This window comes from Tropicibacter sp. Alg240-R139 (assembly GCF_900537075.1).
Taxonomy (GTDB): Bacteria; Pseudomonadota; Alphaproteobacteria; order Rhodobacterales; family Rhodobacteraceae; genus Falsiruegeria.
Genome location: NZ_UNRA01000002.1, coordinates 979,847 through 996,842 on the forward strand (window position 1 = coordinate 979,847; position 16,996 = coordinate 996,842).

The 16,996-nt window shown below is 57.6% G+C and carries 17 protein-coding genes; 10 read left to right on the forward strand and 7 right to left on the reverse strand.

Features of this window, described 5'->3' with window-relative positions:
• The first annotated feature begins 29 nt into the window (after positions 1–29).
• Entirely contained in the window at positions 30–716 is a 687-nt protein-coding gene (locus G6R15_RS12390) for a GntR family transcriptional regulator (RefSeq protein ID WP_164660137.1), read from the forward strand.
• Positions 717–721: 5 nt separating this feature from the next.
• Positions 722–1,012 carry a DUF1330 domain-containing protein gene (locus tag G6R15_RS12395; RefSeq protein ID WP_164660138.1) on the forward strand — a complete coding sequence of 97 codons (291 nt, stop codon included), beginning with the start codon at positions 722–724 and terminating at the stop codon, positions 1,010–1,012.
• Here G6R15_RS12395 and G6R15_RS12400 read toward each other — a convergent pair.
• The 3 genes from G6R15_RS12400 to G6R15_RS12410 are packed head-to-tail and all read right to left on the reverse strand — an operon-like array spanning position 1,009 to position 4,051.
• Positions 1,009–2,523 carry a tripartite tricarboxylate transporter permease gene (locus tag G6R15_RS12400; protein ID WP_164660139.1) on the reverse strand — a complete coding sequence of 505 codons (1,515 nt, stop codon included), beginning with the start codon at positions 2,521–2,523 and terminating at the stop codon, positions 1,009–1,011. The genes G6R15_RS12395 and G6R15_RS12400 overlap by 4 nt on opposite strands.
• A 1-nt stretch (position 2,524) precedes the next feature.
• Complete coding sequence (locus tag G6R15_RS12405; RefSeq protein ID WP_164660140.1) at positions 2,525–3,007, reverse strand: tripartite tricarboxylate transporter TctB family protein; 483 nt, start codon at positions 3,005–3,007, stop codon at positions 2,525–2,527.
• Between the two features lie 57 nt (positions 3,008–3,064).
• Positions 3,065–4,051 (reverse strand): tripartite tricarboxylate transporter substrate binding protein, encoded by a 987-nt coding sequence (locus tag G6R15_RS12410; RefSeq protein ID WP_164660141.1) that lies wholly within the window; start codon positions 4,049–4,051, stop codon positions 3,065–3,067.
• Between the two features lie 103 nt (positions 4,052–4,154).
• Between G6R15_RS12410 and G6R15_RS12415 the strand changes: the two genes are divergently transcribed.
• The 3 genes from G6R15_RS12415 to G6R15_RS12425 are packed head-to-tail and all read left to right on the forward strand — an operon-like array spanning position 4,155 to position 7,194.
• Entirely contained in the window at positions 4,155–4,820 is a 666-nt protein-coding gene (locus G6R15_RS12415) for a response regulator transcription factor (protein ID WP_164660142.1), read from the forward strand.
• The gene (locus G6R15_RS12420; protein ID WP_164660143.1) at positions 4,817–6,202 is read left to right on the forward strand and encodes a sensor histidine kinase; all 1,386 of its coding nucleotides are present in this window, start codon (positions 4,817–4,819) and stop codon (positions 6,200–6,202) included. Before G6R15_RS12415 ends, G6R15_RS12420 begins: the two co-directional genes overlap by 4 nt.
• Positions 6,169–7,194, forward strand: coding sequence for an ABC transporter substrate-binding protein (locus G6R15_RS12425; RefSeq protein WP_164660144.1), 1,026 nt, complete (start codon positions 6,169–6,171; stop codon positions 7,192–7,194). The genes G6R15_RS12420 and G6R15_RS12425 overlap by 34 nt, the downstream gene beginning before the upstream one ends.
• On the opposite strand, the gene G6R15_RS12430 is transcribed toward G6R15_RS12425, so the two are convergent.
• From G6R15_RS12430 to G6R15_RS12440, 3 genes are all read right to left on the reverse strand, one after another.
• Positions 7,195–8,568 (reverse strand): FAD-dependent oxidoreductase, encoded by a 1,374-nt coding sequence (locus G6R15_RS12430; RefSeq protein ID WP_164660145.1) that lies wholly within the window; start codon positions 8,566–8,568, stop codon positions 7,195–7,197.
• 87 nt (positions 8,569–8,655) lie between these two features.
• Positions 8,656–9,630, reverse strand: coding sequence for an alpha/beta fold hydrolase (locus tag G6R15_RS12435; RefSeq protein WP_164660146.1), 975 nt, complete (start codon positions 9,628–9,630; stop codon positions 8,656–8,658).
• A gap of 102 nt (positions 9,631–9,732) precedes the next feature.
• Positions 9,733–10,644, reverse strand: a complete 912-nt coding sequence (locus G6R15_RS12440) for a LysR substrate-binding domain-containing protein (RefSeq protein WP_164660147.1) — start codon at positions 10,642–10,644, stop codon at positions 9,733–9,735.
• Between the two features lie 135 nt (positions 10,645–10,779).
• Between G6R15_RS12440 and ugpB the strand changes: the two genes are divergently transcribed.
• From ugpB to G6R15_RS12465, 5 genes are all read left to right on the forward strand, one after another.
• Entirely contained in the window at positions 10,780–12,081 is a 1,302-nt protein-coding gene (gene ugpB, locus G6R15_RS12445; protein ID WP_164660148.1) for a sn-glycerol-3-phosphate ABC transporter substrate-binding protein UgpB, read from the forward strand.
• Positions 12,082–12,153: 72 nt separating this feature from the next.
• Positions 12,154–13,035: a sn-glycerol-3-phosphate ABC transporter permease UgpA gene (ugpA, locus tag G6R15_RS12450; RefSeq protein ID WP_164660302.1), complete on the forward strand. Its 882-nt coding sequence runs from the start codon at positions 12,154–12,156 to the stop codon at positions 13,033–13,035.
• Positions 13,035–13,886, forward strand: a complete 852-nt coding sequence (ugpE, locus tag G6R15_RS12455) for a sn-glycerol-3-phosphate ABC transporter permease UgpE (protein ID WP_164660149.1) — start codon at positions 13,035–13,037, stop codon at positions 13,884–13,886. The genes ugpA and ugpE overlap by 1 nt, the downstream gene beginning before the upstream one ends.
• Positions 13,887–13,898: 12 nt before the next feature.
• The gene (locus tag G6R15_RS12460; protein WP_164660150.1) at positions 13,899–14,957 is read left to right on the forward strand and encodes a sn-glycerol-3-phosphate import ATP-binding protein UgpC; all 1,059 of its coding nucleotides are present in this window, start codon (positions 13,899–13,901) and stop codon (positions 14,955–14,957) included.
• On the forward strand, positions 14,954–15,910 hold the full coding sequence (locus tag G6R15_RS12465; protein ID WP_164660151.1) for a glycerophosphodiester phosphodiesterase family protein: 957 nt from the start codon (positions 14,954–14,956) through the stop codon (positions 15,908–15,910). Before G6R15_RS12460 ends, G6R15_RS12465 begins: the two co-directional genes overlap by 4 nt.
• A 100-nt stretch (positions 15,911–16,010) precedes the next feature.
• Here the strand turns inward: G6R15_RS12465 and G6R15_RS12470 are convergent, their stop codons facing one another.
• Positions 16,011–16,988 carry a CoA ester lyase gene (locus G6R15_RS12470; protein WP_164660152.1) on the reverse strand — a complete coding sequence of 326 codons (978 nt, stop codon included), beginning with the start codon at positions 16,986–16,988 and terminating at the stop codon, positions 16,011–16,013.
• Between the last annotated feature and the right edge of the window lie 8 nt (positions 16,989–16,996).

Here is a 16,996-nt window from a genome sequence, read left to right on the forward strand (position 1 = left end):
CATGACTTGCAGATTGTTAAACATCCGCCATGACCCAGACCGCCTTTCCCGACCTCAAAATCGAGCACACCCCAGTAACCTTGCGCGAAATCGTGCAGGAGAAGATGCGCGAAGCCATCATCGAGGGGCATTTCGAACCGGGCCAACGCCTGGTCGAACGTCCATTATGTGATCAGTTGGGCGTCAGCCGAACGGTCGTGCGCGAAACCATCCGCTATCTCGAAGCAGAAGGGCTGGTGGAAATCCTGCCCAACAAAGGCCCAATCGTGGCCAAGCTCGACTGGGATGACGCGCGCCAGATCTATGACATTCGCCGGATGCTGGAATCTGCGGCGGCCATGGCCTGCGCAGAGCTTGGCGACAAAAAGACACGCAAGGCGCTGAAAGCAGCTTTGGCCGACCTGGAAGGCGCCTTTGACGACGGCTCCCCTCGAGCGCTGTTCAAAGCGACAGCGCAATTCTATGAGGTCATATTCACCGGCGCCGGACACAGCATCGCTTGGGAAGTGGTCAACCGTCTGAACGGGCGCATCAGCCGATTGCGGGTCATGACCCTGTCGACGGCAGACCGCAAGAAGCCGGGGTTGGGCCATATGAAGGCCATCTACAATGCCATTGCGGATGGCAATCCTAAGGCGGCCCGTGACACTGTTCACGCCCATATCGACGACGCATCAACCGTCGCCAATCGCCTGCTAGAACAAGAAAAGGAGTAGGTCTCTTGCCCAAAGCCTATTGGATCGCCCAGGTCACCGTGACCGACCCCGACCGCTATGCAGGCTATCAGGCCGTCGCACCAGCCGCATTCCAAGAACACAGCGCGCGATTTTTGGCCAGAGGCGGTCAGACAGAGACCCTGGAAGGTGCCGAATGGGCCCGCCATGTGGTGATCGAATTCAACAGCATGGAACAGGCTCTGGCCTGCTATCATTCAGAAGAATACACCGCCGCACGAAAACGGCGCGACGGTGCATGTGAGGCTCAGATCTTTATCACCGAAGGGATGGATTAATCCCCATCCGCTACCCCGTCCTGCCGCGCCCTTGCGCGGCGGGCACGGTAGCTGGGCAACAGCACCAAGAACGCAGCAATCACCAGCAAGCCGAGCGTCATTGGGCGCTCCCAGATAAAGGCGATACCATCATACAGCTGCATGGAGCGTGAGAAGTTGTCTTCGAGCATGCCGCCAAGAATGAACCCGATCAGCAGTGGCGCAAGCGGGTAGTCAGCAAACTTCAGAGCAGTCGCACAGATCCCAAACGCAACCAGCAACAACAGTTCGGTCGCATTGTTTTGGCCGATATAGGCCCCCATCAGGGTAAAGAACAAGATGAACGGAATCAGGTAGTTGCGCGGAACGGACAGCACCTTGGCGATGTAAGGGATTAGCGGCAGGTTCAGGATCAGCAGGATCAAGTTGCCGATGAACATCGACATGATCACAGCCCAGAAGATCTGCGGCTCATCAATCATCAGACGCGGGCCCGGCGTGACGTTCAGCGCCAGCAACGCACCCAAGAGAATTGCAGTAGTACCAGAACCGGGAATACCCAATGTCAGCAAGGGCACAAACGATCCGGTACAGGCCGCATTATTCGCCGTCTCGGGCGCTGCAAGACCCTTGATCGAACCTTTGCCGAACTCATCCTGTTCTTCCTTGGTGGCGATGTTGCGTTCGACCGCATAGCCTAGAAAGCTGGCAATCGTCGCACCTGCACCGGGCAGAACGCCGATAAAGAACCCTTGCAATGATTGGCGCCCGATGACGGGCGCGATTGACTTGGCCTCAGCTCTGCTGATGCGCAGGTCCTTGATCTCTCCACTGTTTTCACCGGATAGATCCTTGGGCTTGAGCACAAGAAACAAGGCTTCGGGCAGGGCAAACATGGCCATGGCCAGCGTGATGAACCCAAAGCCCGATTGCAGATCCATGATCCCCATCGTGAAGCGGGGCAGGTTAAACAAGGCGCCTTCGCCAACGGTGGCCATGATCAAGCCCAGCAACGTCATCAACAGGGCCTTGGCCACTTGACCGGTCCCGGCAAAGGCCGCGATTGCAGACAGGCCCACGACCATCAGCGCAAAATATTCTGCTGAGTGGAACAACAACGCCACCGAAGACAGAGCCGGAGCAAAAACCATCAACAACAGCGCGCCGATGAAACCGCCTGAAAAACTGGCGATGGCGGCAATCGTCAACGCTTTACCCGCCTTGCCCTGTCGGGCCATTGGATAGCCATCAAAGCTGCTGGCAACCGTCCCCGCGACCCCCGGCGCATTCAGCAGGATCGACGAGGTTGAGCCGCCAAAGATCGCGCCGTAATAGACCCCGGCGAGCAGGATCAGTGCGGCCGACGGATCTCCAAGTGAGATCGCAACCGGGATCATGATGGCGATGATCGACATCGGCCCAAGCCCCGGCAACATCCCGATGAATGTCCCGATCAGACAACCACCGATCACCATCAGCAGGTTTTGCAGGGAAAAGGCCGTTTGAAGACCAATGAGCAGTCCTTCGAGCATGTCAGCCTCCAATAAATCCGGGCAGGGGTCGCATGTAGATCCCAAGCACTTGTTGAACGAGGTACCAGACGAACAGGGTCGCGATGACAGCAGTGGGAACCATAATATGCCACTTCCGCTCGCCTAGTATGAAAGACCCGAGGATGAGGAAACCCGAGGTCGAAATCAGAAACCCGGCGGGGCGCAACAACAGCGCATAGACAACCATGAGGCCAAGCAAGAACAGCGCCTGCCCGATGTGGTAGTCCCCCAGTCGCCGATAATCGATCTCACCAATCTTCTCTTCGCTTTTTTCTAGGCCAAGCAGGATGATCAGCGACATGGCGATGCCAAGAATGGACAGGACTTTGGGGAATGTGCTGGGCCAGATCGGATTACGGCGCATAAACGGGGCAAGCTGCGCATCCATCGTGAACCAGGCAGCATAACCATAAGCCATACAGATCCCGAGCAGTATCAATGCAATCCAGCGGTCTAAGGCCATCGCACCCTCCTAGTATTGAGAACGGCCGGACGATATGGCGCCCGGCCGTATGAGGTGTCAGAGGAAGCCGAGCTTCTTCATCAGATCACCGATCGCCTTTTCTTGCGCCTCAAGAAACGCCAGGAAATCGTCGCCCGAATTGTGGATGTCGACCCAACCATTGCGGTCGCGGACTTCGGCCCATTGCTCGGTTTCGTACATCTTGGCGATGACATCCTGGTACATGGCCAGCTTGTCATCCGGCAGACCCGGCGCACCAAAGAACCCCCGCCAGTTGACGAAGGTTGTGTCGATGCCCTGTTCTTTCATGGTCATAGCATCAGGCGCCGCTGCAACACGTTCGTCCGACGTCACCCCAATGATTTTGACCTCGCCAGCATTCGCAAGATCAACGGCTTCCGAAAAGCCTGTTGAAAGCGCGGCGATCTCGCCCGACAGCAGCGCCGCCATGGCCTTGCCGCCCGCGTCATAGGGAATGTATTTGACGCCAAGCGCGTCCTTGCCGGCCGCTTCCATCACCATGGCCGCAACCAGATGGTCCATGCCACCGGGAACCGAACCACCGCCAATGGCCGTTTTTGATGGATCAGCGTCATAAGCCGCCATCAGATCGCTCATCGAGTTGATCGGGCTGTCCTTGCCCACGACCAGAGCGGCGTAATCACCGATGGTGCCTGACACCAGCGTCAAATCGCGAAAGTTGTGCGGGAAAACACCGGTCAGCGAGCGGATCACGATGGGGGTTGAATTAACCATCAAAGTGCCATGGTTGCTTTCGGCGTTTTCGATCAGGAACCCAATCGCTTTGCCGCCACCGCCACCAGACATGTTTTCGTAGCTCGCGGTTCCAACCAGACCCGCGCCTGTCAGAGCTTCGCCTGTACCGCGCGCAGTGCCGTCCCAACCGCCGCCGGCGCCGCCAGGGATCAGAAAGTGGATCGCGTCCACAACAGGTTCTGCGCTGGACGCCACAGGCACACCAACGCTCAACGCGGCTGCAGCCGCGATCATCAGGGCGCGACGGCCCAGGTTCATCGTCTTCATGAGGTTCCTCCCCGGTTGACAGCGGCCCCTCTTGCCGCCCTTTTTAATAGGAAAGCCCATGAAACTGACACAGACCTGACATGAGGAAAGAAAGGCGAAACGAATGCGGTTCCTGCTGGTCGAAGACAACGAGCAATTGGCGCGCGCCATCCTCGACCGCCTGTCGATCGAGGGGCATGTGGTTGACCATGCGCCTTGCTTAGAGGACGCAACCGCTTTCATCGACACGACCGATTATGATTTGATTTTGCTGGACATTATGCTCCCGGACGGGGACGGGAGGACTTTTCTGGAACAGCATCGGCGCACAGCCGATGCAACGCCTGTAATCGTGTTGACAGCCCGGTCTGAGGTGTCGGATCGGGTGGGTGTTCTGGACCTTGGTGCAGACGATTACATCACCAAACCTTTCGACTTTTCCGAGCTTCAAGCGCGCTGCCGCGCTGTGCTCAGACGACGTGGAGGGGCGGCACGCAATCAGGTCGCGCTTGGCGATGTCCTGTTTGATTCGCTTGCCGGAACCCTGTCGATAGGCGGCCAAACTATCCATCTACGAAACCGGGAATTGCGGTTGTTCGAGGTTTTTGCAGGGGCACCCGAGCAGATTTTCTCAAAGTCCAAACTGGTTGATCGGCTGTTCTCCTATGATGACGACGTCAGCGAAAACGCGATCGAGGTCTACGTGGGCCGCCTAAGACGCCATCTGTCCGGCACCCGCGCGCAGATCGTGACTGTGCGCGGCCTTGGGTACCGGATGAGTATCTCATGACAGCGGCGATCAATAAACGTGGCTCGATCCTGCGCCAACTGATTGCTCTGCTTTTGGCGGGAGCCGCGGTGTTGGCCGTGATTCTGTTCTTTGTGGTTCAGGGGTTTGCCAGGCAACTGGCCGAGGAAAGCCAGGACAACATTCTGAATGCTTCGGTCACGGCCATTCTGGACACCGCCGCCGTACAGCAAGGGGAATTGACGCTGGACCTGCCCTATTCGGCCTTTTCCATGCTGGGCAACCTGAGTGATGACCGTGTGTTTTATGCCGTTTATTCAGATCGGACATTCTTGACCGGATATTCGGACTTGCCACAAATCGGAACGCCTTCACCCGAGCGTCCACTGTTTGAGACCGTAACATATCAAGGAGAAGATATCCGGATCATCAACGCCGCCCGCCGATTGGTCTCTGAAGGGAGGTTGGTGACGTTGACTGCTTCTGTGGCGCAGACCCGGAACGGGCAGATCGCCACGCTCAACCGTATCTCGCAGAATGCTGCGGCTCTGGGGCTGGGGTTCTTTCTGCTGACCGCCCTGATGGCCTATCTCGCCGCACGGTCGGCGATTGGACCGCTGCAACGGCTCGCCGCATCTGTTTCACGTCGCGGGCCGCAAGACTTGCGCCCGGTGGCTGCTCCAGTGCCCGCGGAAATGGTTCCGTTGGTGGGCGCGCTCAACAATTTCATGGACCGGCTCACGATATCGCTGGCGCGATCTGAAGACTTCATCGCCGAAGCCGCCCACCGCATCCGAACGCCCCTAGCAACTGTGCGAACCCATGCCGAGAATACGCTCCACCGGGTCGAGCGGGACGAAAACCGGGCCAGCCTGCGCGAAATGATCCGCGCAATTGACGACAGCAGCCGGGCGGCGGGACAATTGCTCGATCATGCGATGGTTACTTTTCGGACAGATCACTTGGAAGAGGAAGAGATCGACCTGTCCGCTCTGGCCCAAGATATGGTTCACCGCCTGGGGCCATTGGCCGAACTGCGCGACATCTCGATGATCTGCAACACCCCCGCACCGGTGGTGATACACGGTGACCCGATCCTGTTGCAGAACGCCCTACGCAACCTGCTCGACAATGCGATCAAGTATTCTCCCGCCGAAGGCGACATCGAAGTTTCCGTCACAGCCTCAGAAACCCAAGCCATCCTGACTGTCCGCGATAGCGGGGCGGGCTTCCCGGTCGGCGATATTACCGAGCTGACGAAACGCTTTGCCCGCGGCAGCAATGTCGACGGAATCGTCGGATCCGGCCTTGGCCTGACCATCGTGGACGAAGTCACCCGCGCCCATAACGGCGCCCTTTCCATTACCAACAATCCCAAAGGAACCGGCGGATGCGTTACCTTGGCCTTGCCCTCGCCCTCTTGATCACGCCACTGAGTGCCGCCGGTTTCGAAGTCGAAGATCACGCTCGCTTTGGGCCCTCGGATGCGGCGCAGGTTGTCCGCGTGATTTCGACTGGCGACATACCCGTTTTCTCACCAGCCATTGCCAAGTTTCTGGAGCTGAATCCAGATGTGGCCGTGGACTACACCGTAGCCAGTTCTACCCAGCTTATGCTCGCCCTGAACAAAGAAGGCGCGGAATTTGATGTGGCGATTTCCTCCGCCATGGACCTGCAGACCAAGCTGGCAAACGACGGGCGAACGCGCAGGCACCAATCAGCCGCAACCGAAACCCTGCCTGCATGGGCCAAATGGCGGGACAACCTGTTTGCCTTCACCCAAGAGCCCGCCGCGATTGTCCTGTCCCGATCCGCTTTTGACGGGCTCGATATGCCGCAAACGCGGCAGGATCTGATCGCCATTCTGCGCCAACACCCCGAGCGGTTCCGGGGCAGGATCGGCACTTATGATCTGCGCGCCTCTGGCTTGGGCTATCTTTTTGCCACGCAAGACGCCCGCACGTCTGAAACCTTCTGGCGCCTGACCGAAGTGATGGGCGGATTGGACGCGCGGCTCTATTGCTGTTCGTCCCAGATGATCGATGATGTGGCCAGCGGTGATCTAGCTGTCGCCTACAACGTCCTGGGCAGCTATGCCAAGGCGCGCGAGGATCTAACCCGGTTCGAGGTGGTCTTGCCTGCAGATTTTACCACGGTCATGCTGCGCACCGCCCTAATCCCGTCAGCGTCAGAGCAACCCGAGCTGGCCGGGCAGTTTATTGACCATCTGCTTGAGGTGGCCTGGTCCGAGACACCGCTGGAAAGCTATCCCTTCACCCCGATCAATCAGAACCGGGGCGAGGCGGACGCCAGCTTGCGCCGTATCCGCATGGGGCCCGGCCTGCTGGTCTACCTGGATCAGTTCAAGAAACGCAGCTTTCTTAACGAATGGGAAAGCGCGATCCTGCAACCGTGATCAGTGGTGACGGCCGCCCTGACGTTCGAGTTCCTTCTGGATCAACAGCGGATCGACCTGTGACAACGGCTGGTTCTGCTCCTTGAGCGAGATTGCCGCCGCGATCCCCGCCGCCTGCCCGGTCACCGCACAGCACGCCATGTTGCGCGTGGCTGCGTGGCTGTCGCGATCCCCGCCTGTGGCGCGGCCGGCAACCAGCAAGTTCTCGACCTTTTTGGGCAGAAGATTGCGATAGGGGATCTGAAAATAGCGCCCTGTGGTGGGCAAGATCAGTATACCGTAGCCATCAATGAATTCTGGGAAGATGCCCACCGAATCCTCGAACCGGCCCTGCTCGCGCACATCCAGACTGGTCATGTTGTACTCGCAGTCCACTTTGCGCGTATCGCGGACACCCAGGGACATGCCGAAATTACGCAACCTGATGCCTTCGCAGCCGGGTGTGTAGCGGCGCAGTGCCTCGATCGCGAGCATGGCCTGTCGGCGGCCTTCGATCTCGTATTTGGTCAGGCTGTCGGGATCGGTCCCGTCACAATCGCCCATGTGGATGAGGTTCATATAGGTCAGCTCACCGGTGTCATGTACCGCGCCCCAGGTACCCGCGATGGTGTTCAGATGCGGCGGAATAAGACCCTCCTTGATCGCCTGGTCGAATGGTTTTTTCAGGAAGGGAGAGAACATCTCGTCTTCTTTGCCGGACGTTTCAATGTTCCATTCTCCGCCGCCGCCCCAGTCGGCATAGGTTTGCGGATCGGATTTGATGCCATCCATGAACCGCTGTTTGTCGACACCCGCGACGTGAAACATGACTGACGCCGCCATCATATCCTCTTTCGGGGTTATGTACGTCGGGGCTCCAGCCCGTTCGATCACATCCGCATCCCCGGTGGCGTCGATCACCCGCTTTGCCAGGATCGCCTCACGCCCGGCTTTGGATTCGGTGATGATGCCGACAATCGCGTTGCCATCCATGATCGGGGCAACAAACTGACGGTGCAGCATGGGGCGGATGTTCGGTTCATCCTGCACCATCTTGTCGGCCACCAGCTTGAAGCCCTCGCTGTCGATCTCATAGCTCAGCGATTGGCTTTCGGGGACAGCCGCGCCCATCTCTTTGGCGCGTTCTTCGAATTCTCGGGCAATACCGTTGGATTCCACCGTCTCTTCGTGGCGATACCAATGCATCCCCTCGACACCGACAACCGTCAGATTGCCCCCGAAGCAGCCAAAGCGCTCAACCAAACAAACCTCGACCCCAGCCCGCGCGGCAGCAAGCGCCGCAGGCAGGCCGCCAGGGCCAGAGCCCACGACCAAAACGTCGGTTTCATGTATGACTTCGACCTCGCGGGCCGGTTCTTGTATCGTGTGTTTCATGCGACCCTTGCGTTGTGTTTGCGGGCACCTTTTCCTGAACTGTTAACATTCAGCAAGCCGTTGGCGAACGAGTTTGGTCAAAAAGCGTCAACTTACCGAGGACAAACTGCTTAGGATCGCCCGGTCATAGAATGTCGGCCCGCGAACGGAGTCAAAGAACCCGTTGTGGCCGCCAAGCGGGGACATCACAACGTCCATGTCTCTGCCTGCCATTGCCGCGATATCAGCGCCGTTCACCACCGGATCATCGAATGCGCCAAACAGGGTCAAACGCGCGGGGCAATCGTCAAAGTCCGTTGGTACCAGACGATAGGCGCAGAAATAGTCATCTAACGCCTCAAACTCTGTCCAACCGCAGATGATGTCGTCTGACATGCCCAAAACGCTGTTCTGCTTTGCGATGTTCCCAGCCTGATAACGATCCGGAAACGCCTCGGTCTTTTCGCGCAACCAGCGACGCAGCTTGCGCGTGAAATAGGCCCGCATGACGGGATGCGCGTCGATCATTGGGCTAGAGGTGACAGGGTCAATCACGGGGCTGACCGCAAAGACATGACGCAACTTGGGGAGTGGCTGCCCGCGCAAGCGGCGTGCAATGCGCAGGGCAAAGTTGCCCCCAAGCGAATAGCCGATCAATGACATAGCGTCGTCGTTGGTCAAGTCAGCCACCTGCGCAATGGCGTCGAACAGATCGGCGTCTTCGGCCGCATGATGAAAGCCCGGGTTCAACCTGACCGAGTCACCATGTTCCAACAGGTTCACCCGGCAAACGCTGAACCCTTGGCGAAACAGAAACTTGGCGGTTGAGACGACATAGGCCGACTGCACTGACCCCAGCCACCCATGCAGGATGACAACCAACCCACGAGATCGCGGATGGCGAGACAACAGGCAAGATGTGCGCGCGCCCGATCCGCCGGTCAAGAGGTAGTACTGGGCCGCGCCTTCCAGGTCCCCTGCTCCGCGTTTGCGGAACTTGGCGCTGGCCAAGGCCGATTGAACCACGGGTGAGCGCAGCCAAACGGGAGGAACGAACCCTTGAGGGGCAGTGGTATCGGTCAATTCAACCTCATATCGGCGCGCGCCAGAAAAGATTGCACAACATTTGGTTTTGAAATCCGTTCAAGACAAGCACAATCCAACCCGCCTGCCGCGCCATCACATTCAGAGACGTTCCTTGGTGTCACTGATATAGGGGCTCAGGCTGTCCATGAAGGTGTCGACAAAGTCCAAGGACAACAGCGATCGACTGCCGGATGCCGGTTTCAGGATCGACAGCCAGTGATGGATCTCAGGCTCGAACCGGCGAATTTCAATGTTGGAGTTGCGGTATTGCTCAGCGTCGAGTGCGCTGACGATTGTGATGCCCTGGCCCTGCCCCACCATGATGCAGGCGGTCGAAAACTGTCGAACCTCGACCCAGGTGTTCATCAGCACGCCGTAATCCGCAAATGTATTGGACAGGCGCGTAAAGAACGGGCTGTCGCGGCGGGCATGGATGAAGCGTTCGTTTTTTAGATCCAGCGGCGAGAGACAGTCTAGACCAGTTAAAGGGTGCCCCTTGGGCAGAACACAGACCGTCTTGATCGGGACATTGACGTGCTCAACCGCAGGGTGACCAGTGAATTCATCCGTGATTCCACAGTCGTATTGCTCGCCAATCATCCACTCCAGAATCCGCTCGGGCCTATCCGGTTCTAACGTCAGGCTGACGCCTGGGCGTTCTTTTAGAAACTCGGCCAGAAGTTCAGGCAGCAAGGTTGTTGCAAACCCCGGCAAGCAGGCAATGCGCAAGTGGCCAGCGGTACGATCCGTCAGGTCGCGGTTCAACTCTTCCAGATGTTGCAGACTGTCGAAAACGCGACCGACCTCTGACAGCAGATAGCGCGCCTCGCTGGTTGGAATCAGAACGCCCCCTTCGCGCCGAAACAGATCAATCGCAACCGTCTTGGAAAAGTCAGACAACAGCCGACTTGTGGCGGGTTGAGATATCCCGAGAGATTTTGCAGCCCGAGTCACCGACCCGGTTTTAGCCACGGCCTGAAAGGCTTCGAGTTGTCTGAGCTTGAATTTCAATGACTTACCGCCTGAGGTTTCGTTTCTGTGTTTCGGAATATAATGTTGTGTTATGCTATGTGTCAAAAAACTTTTGCTTGCATTATGAGCAAGCTTGCACACTCTTTGCCCATCCAACGTACGGGGAGACAAAAAATGTCTGTTAAATCCATTCTCTGCTCGACGGCCGTTCTGGCGTCGTTTGCAACAACAACATTCGCAGAAACCGAGGTCCAGTGGTGGCACGCCATGGGCGGAACCAATGGCGAGCGCGTCAACAAGATCGCCGAAGATTTCAACGCCACCCAGGACGAGTACAAAGTCGTTCCGGTCTACAAAGGCAACTACACCGAAACCATGACCGCCGCGATCGCGGCGTTCCGCGCCAAAGAGCATCCGCAGATCGTTCAGGTGTTCGAGGTTGGCACCGCAACCATGATGGCCGCCAAGGGCGCAATCGTTCCGGTTGAACAAATGATGAAAGACGCGGGCGAGCCGTTCGACGGCGACGCGTTCCTGCCGGCGGTTGTGTCCTACTACCAGACGCCCGAAGGTGAACTGTTGTCGATGCCCTTCAACAGCTCGACTCCGGTTCTTTGGTATAACAAAGACGCGCTGGACGCGGCTGGCGCCAAGGTTCCAGAAACATGGACCGACGTAAAAGACGCGGCCCAGAAATTGGTCGACAATGGCATGGCTTGCGGCGTGTCGTTCGGTTGGCAATCCTGGGTCATGATCGAGAACTTCTCGTCCTGGCACAATCTGGAACTGGGCACCAAAGAAAACGGCTTTGCCGGGTTCGACACTGAATTCACCTTTAACAACGAACAAGTCGCCGCACGTCTGGATGACATCGCATCCATGACCGAGGGCAACCTGTTCAAATACGGCGGTCGTCGCGGCGACAGCCTGCCGTTGTTCACCAACGGTGAATGCGGCATGTGGATGAACTCGTCCGCCTACTACGGTTCGATCAAAAGTCAGGCCAAGTTTGAATTTGGTCAGACCATGCTGCCGTTGGACACAGCAGTTGCAGACAAGCCGCAGAACTCGATCATCGGCGGCGCGACCCTTTGGGTTCTGGGCGGTCATGAGGACGAAGAATACAAAGGCGCGGCCAAGTTCATGACCTACCTTGCTTCGCCCGAGGTTCAGGCCTGGTGGCACCAGGAGACCGGCTATGTTCCGATCACCACTGCCGCTTATGAGCTGTCCAAAGAGCAGGGGTTCTATGAAACCAACCCTGGCACCGACACCGCCATTCTGCAGCTGAGCCTGAACACCCCCACCGCCAACTCGCGCGGTCTGCGGTTCGGCAACTTTGTTCAGGTCCGTGACGTGATCAACGAAGAGATGGAAGCTGTCTGGAGCGGCGAAAAGAACGCAACCGACGCGCTGAACGCGGCCGTCGAGCGTGGCAACACGCTGCTGCGCAAGTTCGAACGCTCCGCCAACTAAGGCGCTCTTGAAACTCTGACCATGCCGCCCCGAACCGGGCGGCATGGTTTTCGCATTCGAACAGGCAATACCATGCTGAAACGCGTTCACTTTCCATCGTCACCCCTGCCCTATCTGCTGGTGGCGCCACAGTTGGCCATTACGCTGATTTTTTTCATCTGGCCCGCAAGCCAGGCGATGTATCAGTCGTTTCTGATCGAAGACGCCTTTGGCCTGGGGTCTGAATTCGTCTGGTTCGAAAACTTTCAGGTTTTGTGGGAAGATTCACACTACCACGCCGCGTTCTGGCGTACGGCGGTGTTTTCCGTTCTGGTCGCCGCCCTGTCGATGGGGTTTGCGTTGATCCTGGCGGGCTTTGCTCAGCGGGTCGTGCGCGGGGCGATGTTCTATCGCACGCTGCTGATCTGGCCTTATGCGATTGCCCCTGTTCTGGCCGGGGCGCTGTGGGTGTTTATGTTCAACCCGACGCTCGGCATTCTGACCTATTTCCTGAAACACCTTGGTATCACCTGGAACCACTATCTAAATGGCGGGCAAGCCATGACGCTGGTGATCTTGGCGGCCGCGTGGAAACAGGTGGCGTATAACTTTCTGTTCTATCTGGCCGCGATGCAGTCGATCCCAAATTCGGTGATCGAAGCCGCCGCTATTGACGGGGCCGGACCCGGTCGCCGGTTCTGGACGATCATCTTTCCGCTGATCTCACCCACCACGTTCTTCCTGCTGGTGATCAACATGGTCTATGCCTTCTTTGAAACCTTCGGGATCATCCACGCGGTGACTCAAGGCGGCCCCGGTTCGTCCACTACGATCCTTGTCTACAAGGTGTTCAACGACGGCTTTGTCGGACTCGACCTTGGCGGGTCGGCTGCACAGTCCGTGATCCTGATGGTGCTGGTCATTGCGATGACCGTCGTCCAGTTCCGCTATGTCGAACGAAAGGTGGAATACTAATGGTTGAGAACCGCCCCCTTGCAAATTTCATCACCCACCTTGTGTTGGTGCTCGGCGTCATTGCCATCGCCCTGCCGATCTGGATCACCTTTGTCGCTGCCACTCATGACGAAATTCGGATGGCGCAGGCCCCGCTGCCGCTGTGGCCCGGTAACCAGCTGTGGATCAACCTGAAACAGACCCTGTTTGGCACAGGTCTAAGCGGTACAGAGACAGCCCCGGTCTGGCTGATGCTGTTCAACAGCCTGTCGATGGCGCTGATGATCTCGCTGGGAAAGATCGCCATCTCGCTACTGTCGGCGTTTGCGATCGTCTACTTCAAATTCCCGTTCCGCATGACTTGTTTCTGGATGATCTTCATCACCCTGATGTTGCCTGTCGAGGTGCGCATTCTGCCCACATTCGAGGTGGTCGCAAACCTTGGCATGCTCAACAGCTATTGGGGCCTGTCGATCCCATTGATTGCATCCGCCACCGCCACCTTTATGTTCCGACAGGTGTTCCTGACAGTCCCCGACGAGATGCTGGAAAGCGCGCGGATTGATGGGGCTGGGCCGATGCGGTTCTTCTGGGACATCCTGTTGCCGCTGAGCCGGACAAATATCGCGGCACTGTTTGTGATCCTCTTCATCTTTGGCTGGAACCAATACCTCTGGCCGCTGTTGATCACCACCGACACGTCGATGACAACGATTGTCATGTCGATCAAGCAGATGCTTGAAGCAGCTGAACAAAGCCCTCAGTGGAACATCATCATGACAACCGCGCTACTGGCGATGATCCCCCCGATCTTCGTCGTGATCTCGATGCAAAAGCTCTTTGTGCAGGGCTTGACCGAAACCGACAAATAGGACGCCCAAAGAATGGCTGACATCAAACTTACTGATCTGACCAAATCTTATGGCCCGACCGAAGTCCTGCACCACATTGAGGGCGACATAAACGATGGCGAATTCATCGTCATCGTCGGACCCTCAGGCTGTGGTAAGTCCACCTTGTTGCGCATGGTCGCAGGGCTGGAAACCGTATCTTCTGGCGAAATCCAGATCGGTGGCAAGCGGGTGAACGAGTTAGAGCCATCCGCCCGTGACATCGCCATGGTGTTTCAAAACTACGCGCTTTATCCGCATATGAGCGTGCGCGAAAACATGGCCTATGGGCTGAAGATCCGGAAACTGTCCAAGGCCGAGATCAACCGCCGCGTCGAAGAGGCAGCCGACATCCTGGAAATCCGCGAGTATCTGGACCGCAAACCCCGCCAACTGTCTGGTGGTCAACGTCAGCGGGTTGCAATGGGTCGCGCGATTGTGCGCGATCCGCAGGTGTTTCTGTTTGACGAACCACTGTCGAATCTGGACGCCAAGCTGCGTGTGCAGATGCGCCTAGAGATCCGCAAGCTACAGCAACGCCTTGGCGTAACCTCAATCTATGTGACCCACGATCAGGTCGAGGCGATGACATTGGGTGATCGACTGATGGTTCTGAACGGTGGCTATGTTGAGCAGTTTGGCACGCCTATCGAACTCTATGATCGCCCTGCGTCGGTGTTTGTGGCCGGGTTCATTGGCAGCCCTGCGATGAACTTTGTTCCGGCCACATCAGACAATGGCGTGGCCACACTGCCCAACGATGCACAGGTTTCGACCTCTTTAGGGGGCCATTCGGGTTCTGTCCTGATCGGTCTGCGGCCCGAACACCTGATCCCGGATGACGCTGGAGCAATCTCTATCGACGTTGAAATGGTGGAGCAATTGGGCGCCAACACGTTGTTGCACGGCACCCTCAGCGGCACCGATCACGCGATGGTTGCCTCGGTGGCGGGGCATGTAACAGCGGATGGAGACAGCCAACACCGGTTCCGGATCGCGCCAGATCTGGTTCATTTGTTCGATCTGCAAACCGAAAAACGGCTGGCCATATGACAGAGTTTCCGCAGCTGGCAGCCTTTCAGCGCGGGCACGGCGTTATCCGCCTTGTTGGCCATCGCGGTGCGCGCGGTGTCATGCCCGAGAACACGATGCAAGGGTTCGAGTTCACCCTCGCCTGCGGTGTGAAACTGCTGGAGTTTGACGTCGCCATCACCCGCGACGGAGTTCCGGTCATCACTCATAACCACCACCTGACACGATCGGTGGCGCGAGATGGATCAGGGAACTGGATAGAGGGGGACGAACCCAAGCTTTCGTCGCTCACCTGGAAAGATCTGGCCGCATATGACGTTGGCGGTCTGGATGGACAGAGCGCTTACGGACAGCGGTTCCCGGATCAAGCCTATCTGAACGGCGCACGTATTCCGCGATTGTCGGATCTGTGCGCGCTGATCAATCGGCCCGGACACGGCGATATCCATTTGATGCTCGAAATCAAATCAGACCCAGATCGGCTGAAAAACACTCAGGCTCGCGCTGAGATCGTAGCAGCAATTGTCGATGAAGTGCGGACAGCGGGGCTGACCAAGCGAACGTTGATGCACAGTTTTGACTGGGATCTGCTGCAGGAATGTGCTGCGCAAGCTCCTGAAATGCCAACGTCATTCCTGACCCAACTACCGGAAAACGACGCTGACGTTGGTGAAGACGAGGCGACCCAGGCCGGGCCAGTTATCACGCGCGACTCCTATCACACGCTGCCCGATCTGGTATCCCAAGCGGGCGGGCGTTTGTGGTGTCCCTACTTTCTGGATGTCACGGCGGATACTGTGATGCGAGCACAAGACCTGGGTCTGATCGTCGCTGTCTGGACGGTGAACGAAGCAAACGACATCGACCGTATGATTGACCTGGGCGTCGACGCCATCGTCACCGATTACCCCGGTCGAGTGCAGCGCAAGCTGCTGGATCGTGGATTGGATTGGCTGCCTCGCGCATGCTGTTAAAAAAATGGAAGGGTTCAAACAGACCACCGTGGGACGGACGTCAGAGTTGAATGTCCAAATCACCGATGCCCAGCTAAAACTGGACATCGGGAAAGTTCTGTTAAGCGCCTGAAATCTGACGTGCTTTTTCCACCAGAACTTCGGCCTGACGGATCGAAGCATAGTCAATCAGGCGACCATCCAAAGACACCGCGCCCTTGCCCGCAGCCTCGGCATCGGCCATGGCCTCAAGAATGCGCTGCGCCTTGGTGACCTCGGCGTCACTGGGTGACATGACCTCGTTGGCCAGCGCAATCTGGCTGGGGTGGATCGCCCATTTGCCTTCGCAGCCCAGAACGGCCGCGCGTTTGGCCGCAGCCTTGTATCCTTCGGGATCTTGAAAATCACCAAAGGGGCCGTCGATTGGACGCAGCCCGTTGGCCCGCGCCGCGACCACCATGCGGGCGAGCGCGTAGTGCCACATGTCGCCCCAATGGCTCATGCGCGCGCCGTCGTCCATCGGGTCGGTCAGGACAGAATAATCGGGGTTCACACCACCGATGATCGTAGTCCGCGCCCGGGTGCTGGCGGCATAGTCGGCAACCCCGAAATGCAGGCTCTCGTTCCGCTTGGATGCAGCCGCAATTTCGGTGACATTTTGCATGCCCAAAGCGGTCTCGATGATGTGCTCAAGACCGATCCGTTTTTTCAGTCCCTTGGCATCTTCGATCTGGGTCACCAACATGTCCACGGCATAGACATCTGCAGCCGTTCCGACCTTGGGAATCATGATCAGATCAAGCCGCTCGCCTGCCTGTTCAACCACGTCGACCACATCGCGATACATGTAGTGCGTGTCCAATCCGTTGATGCGCACCGACATCGTCTTGGTGCCCCAATCGATGTCATTCAGGGCTGCGATGATGTTCTTGCGGGCCTGTGCCTTTTCGTCCGGGGCAACCGCATCCTCGAGGTCCAAGAAGATGACATCGACGTCTGATTTAGCAGCTTTTTCAAACATTTGAGGCTGCGAGCCAGGAATGGCTAATTCGCTGCGATTAAGCCGTGCCGGGGCTTGTTCGATGGGGAGAAAACTCATCTGTGACC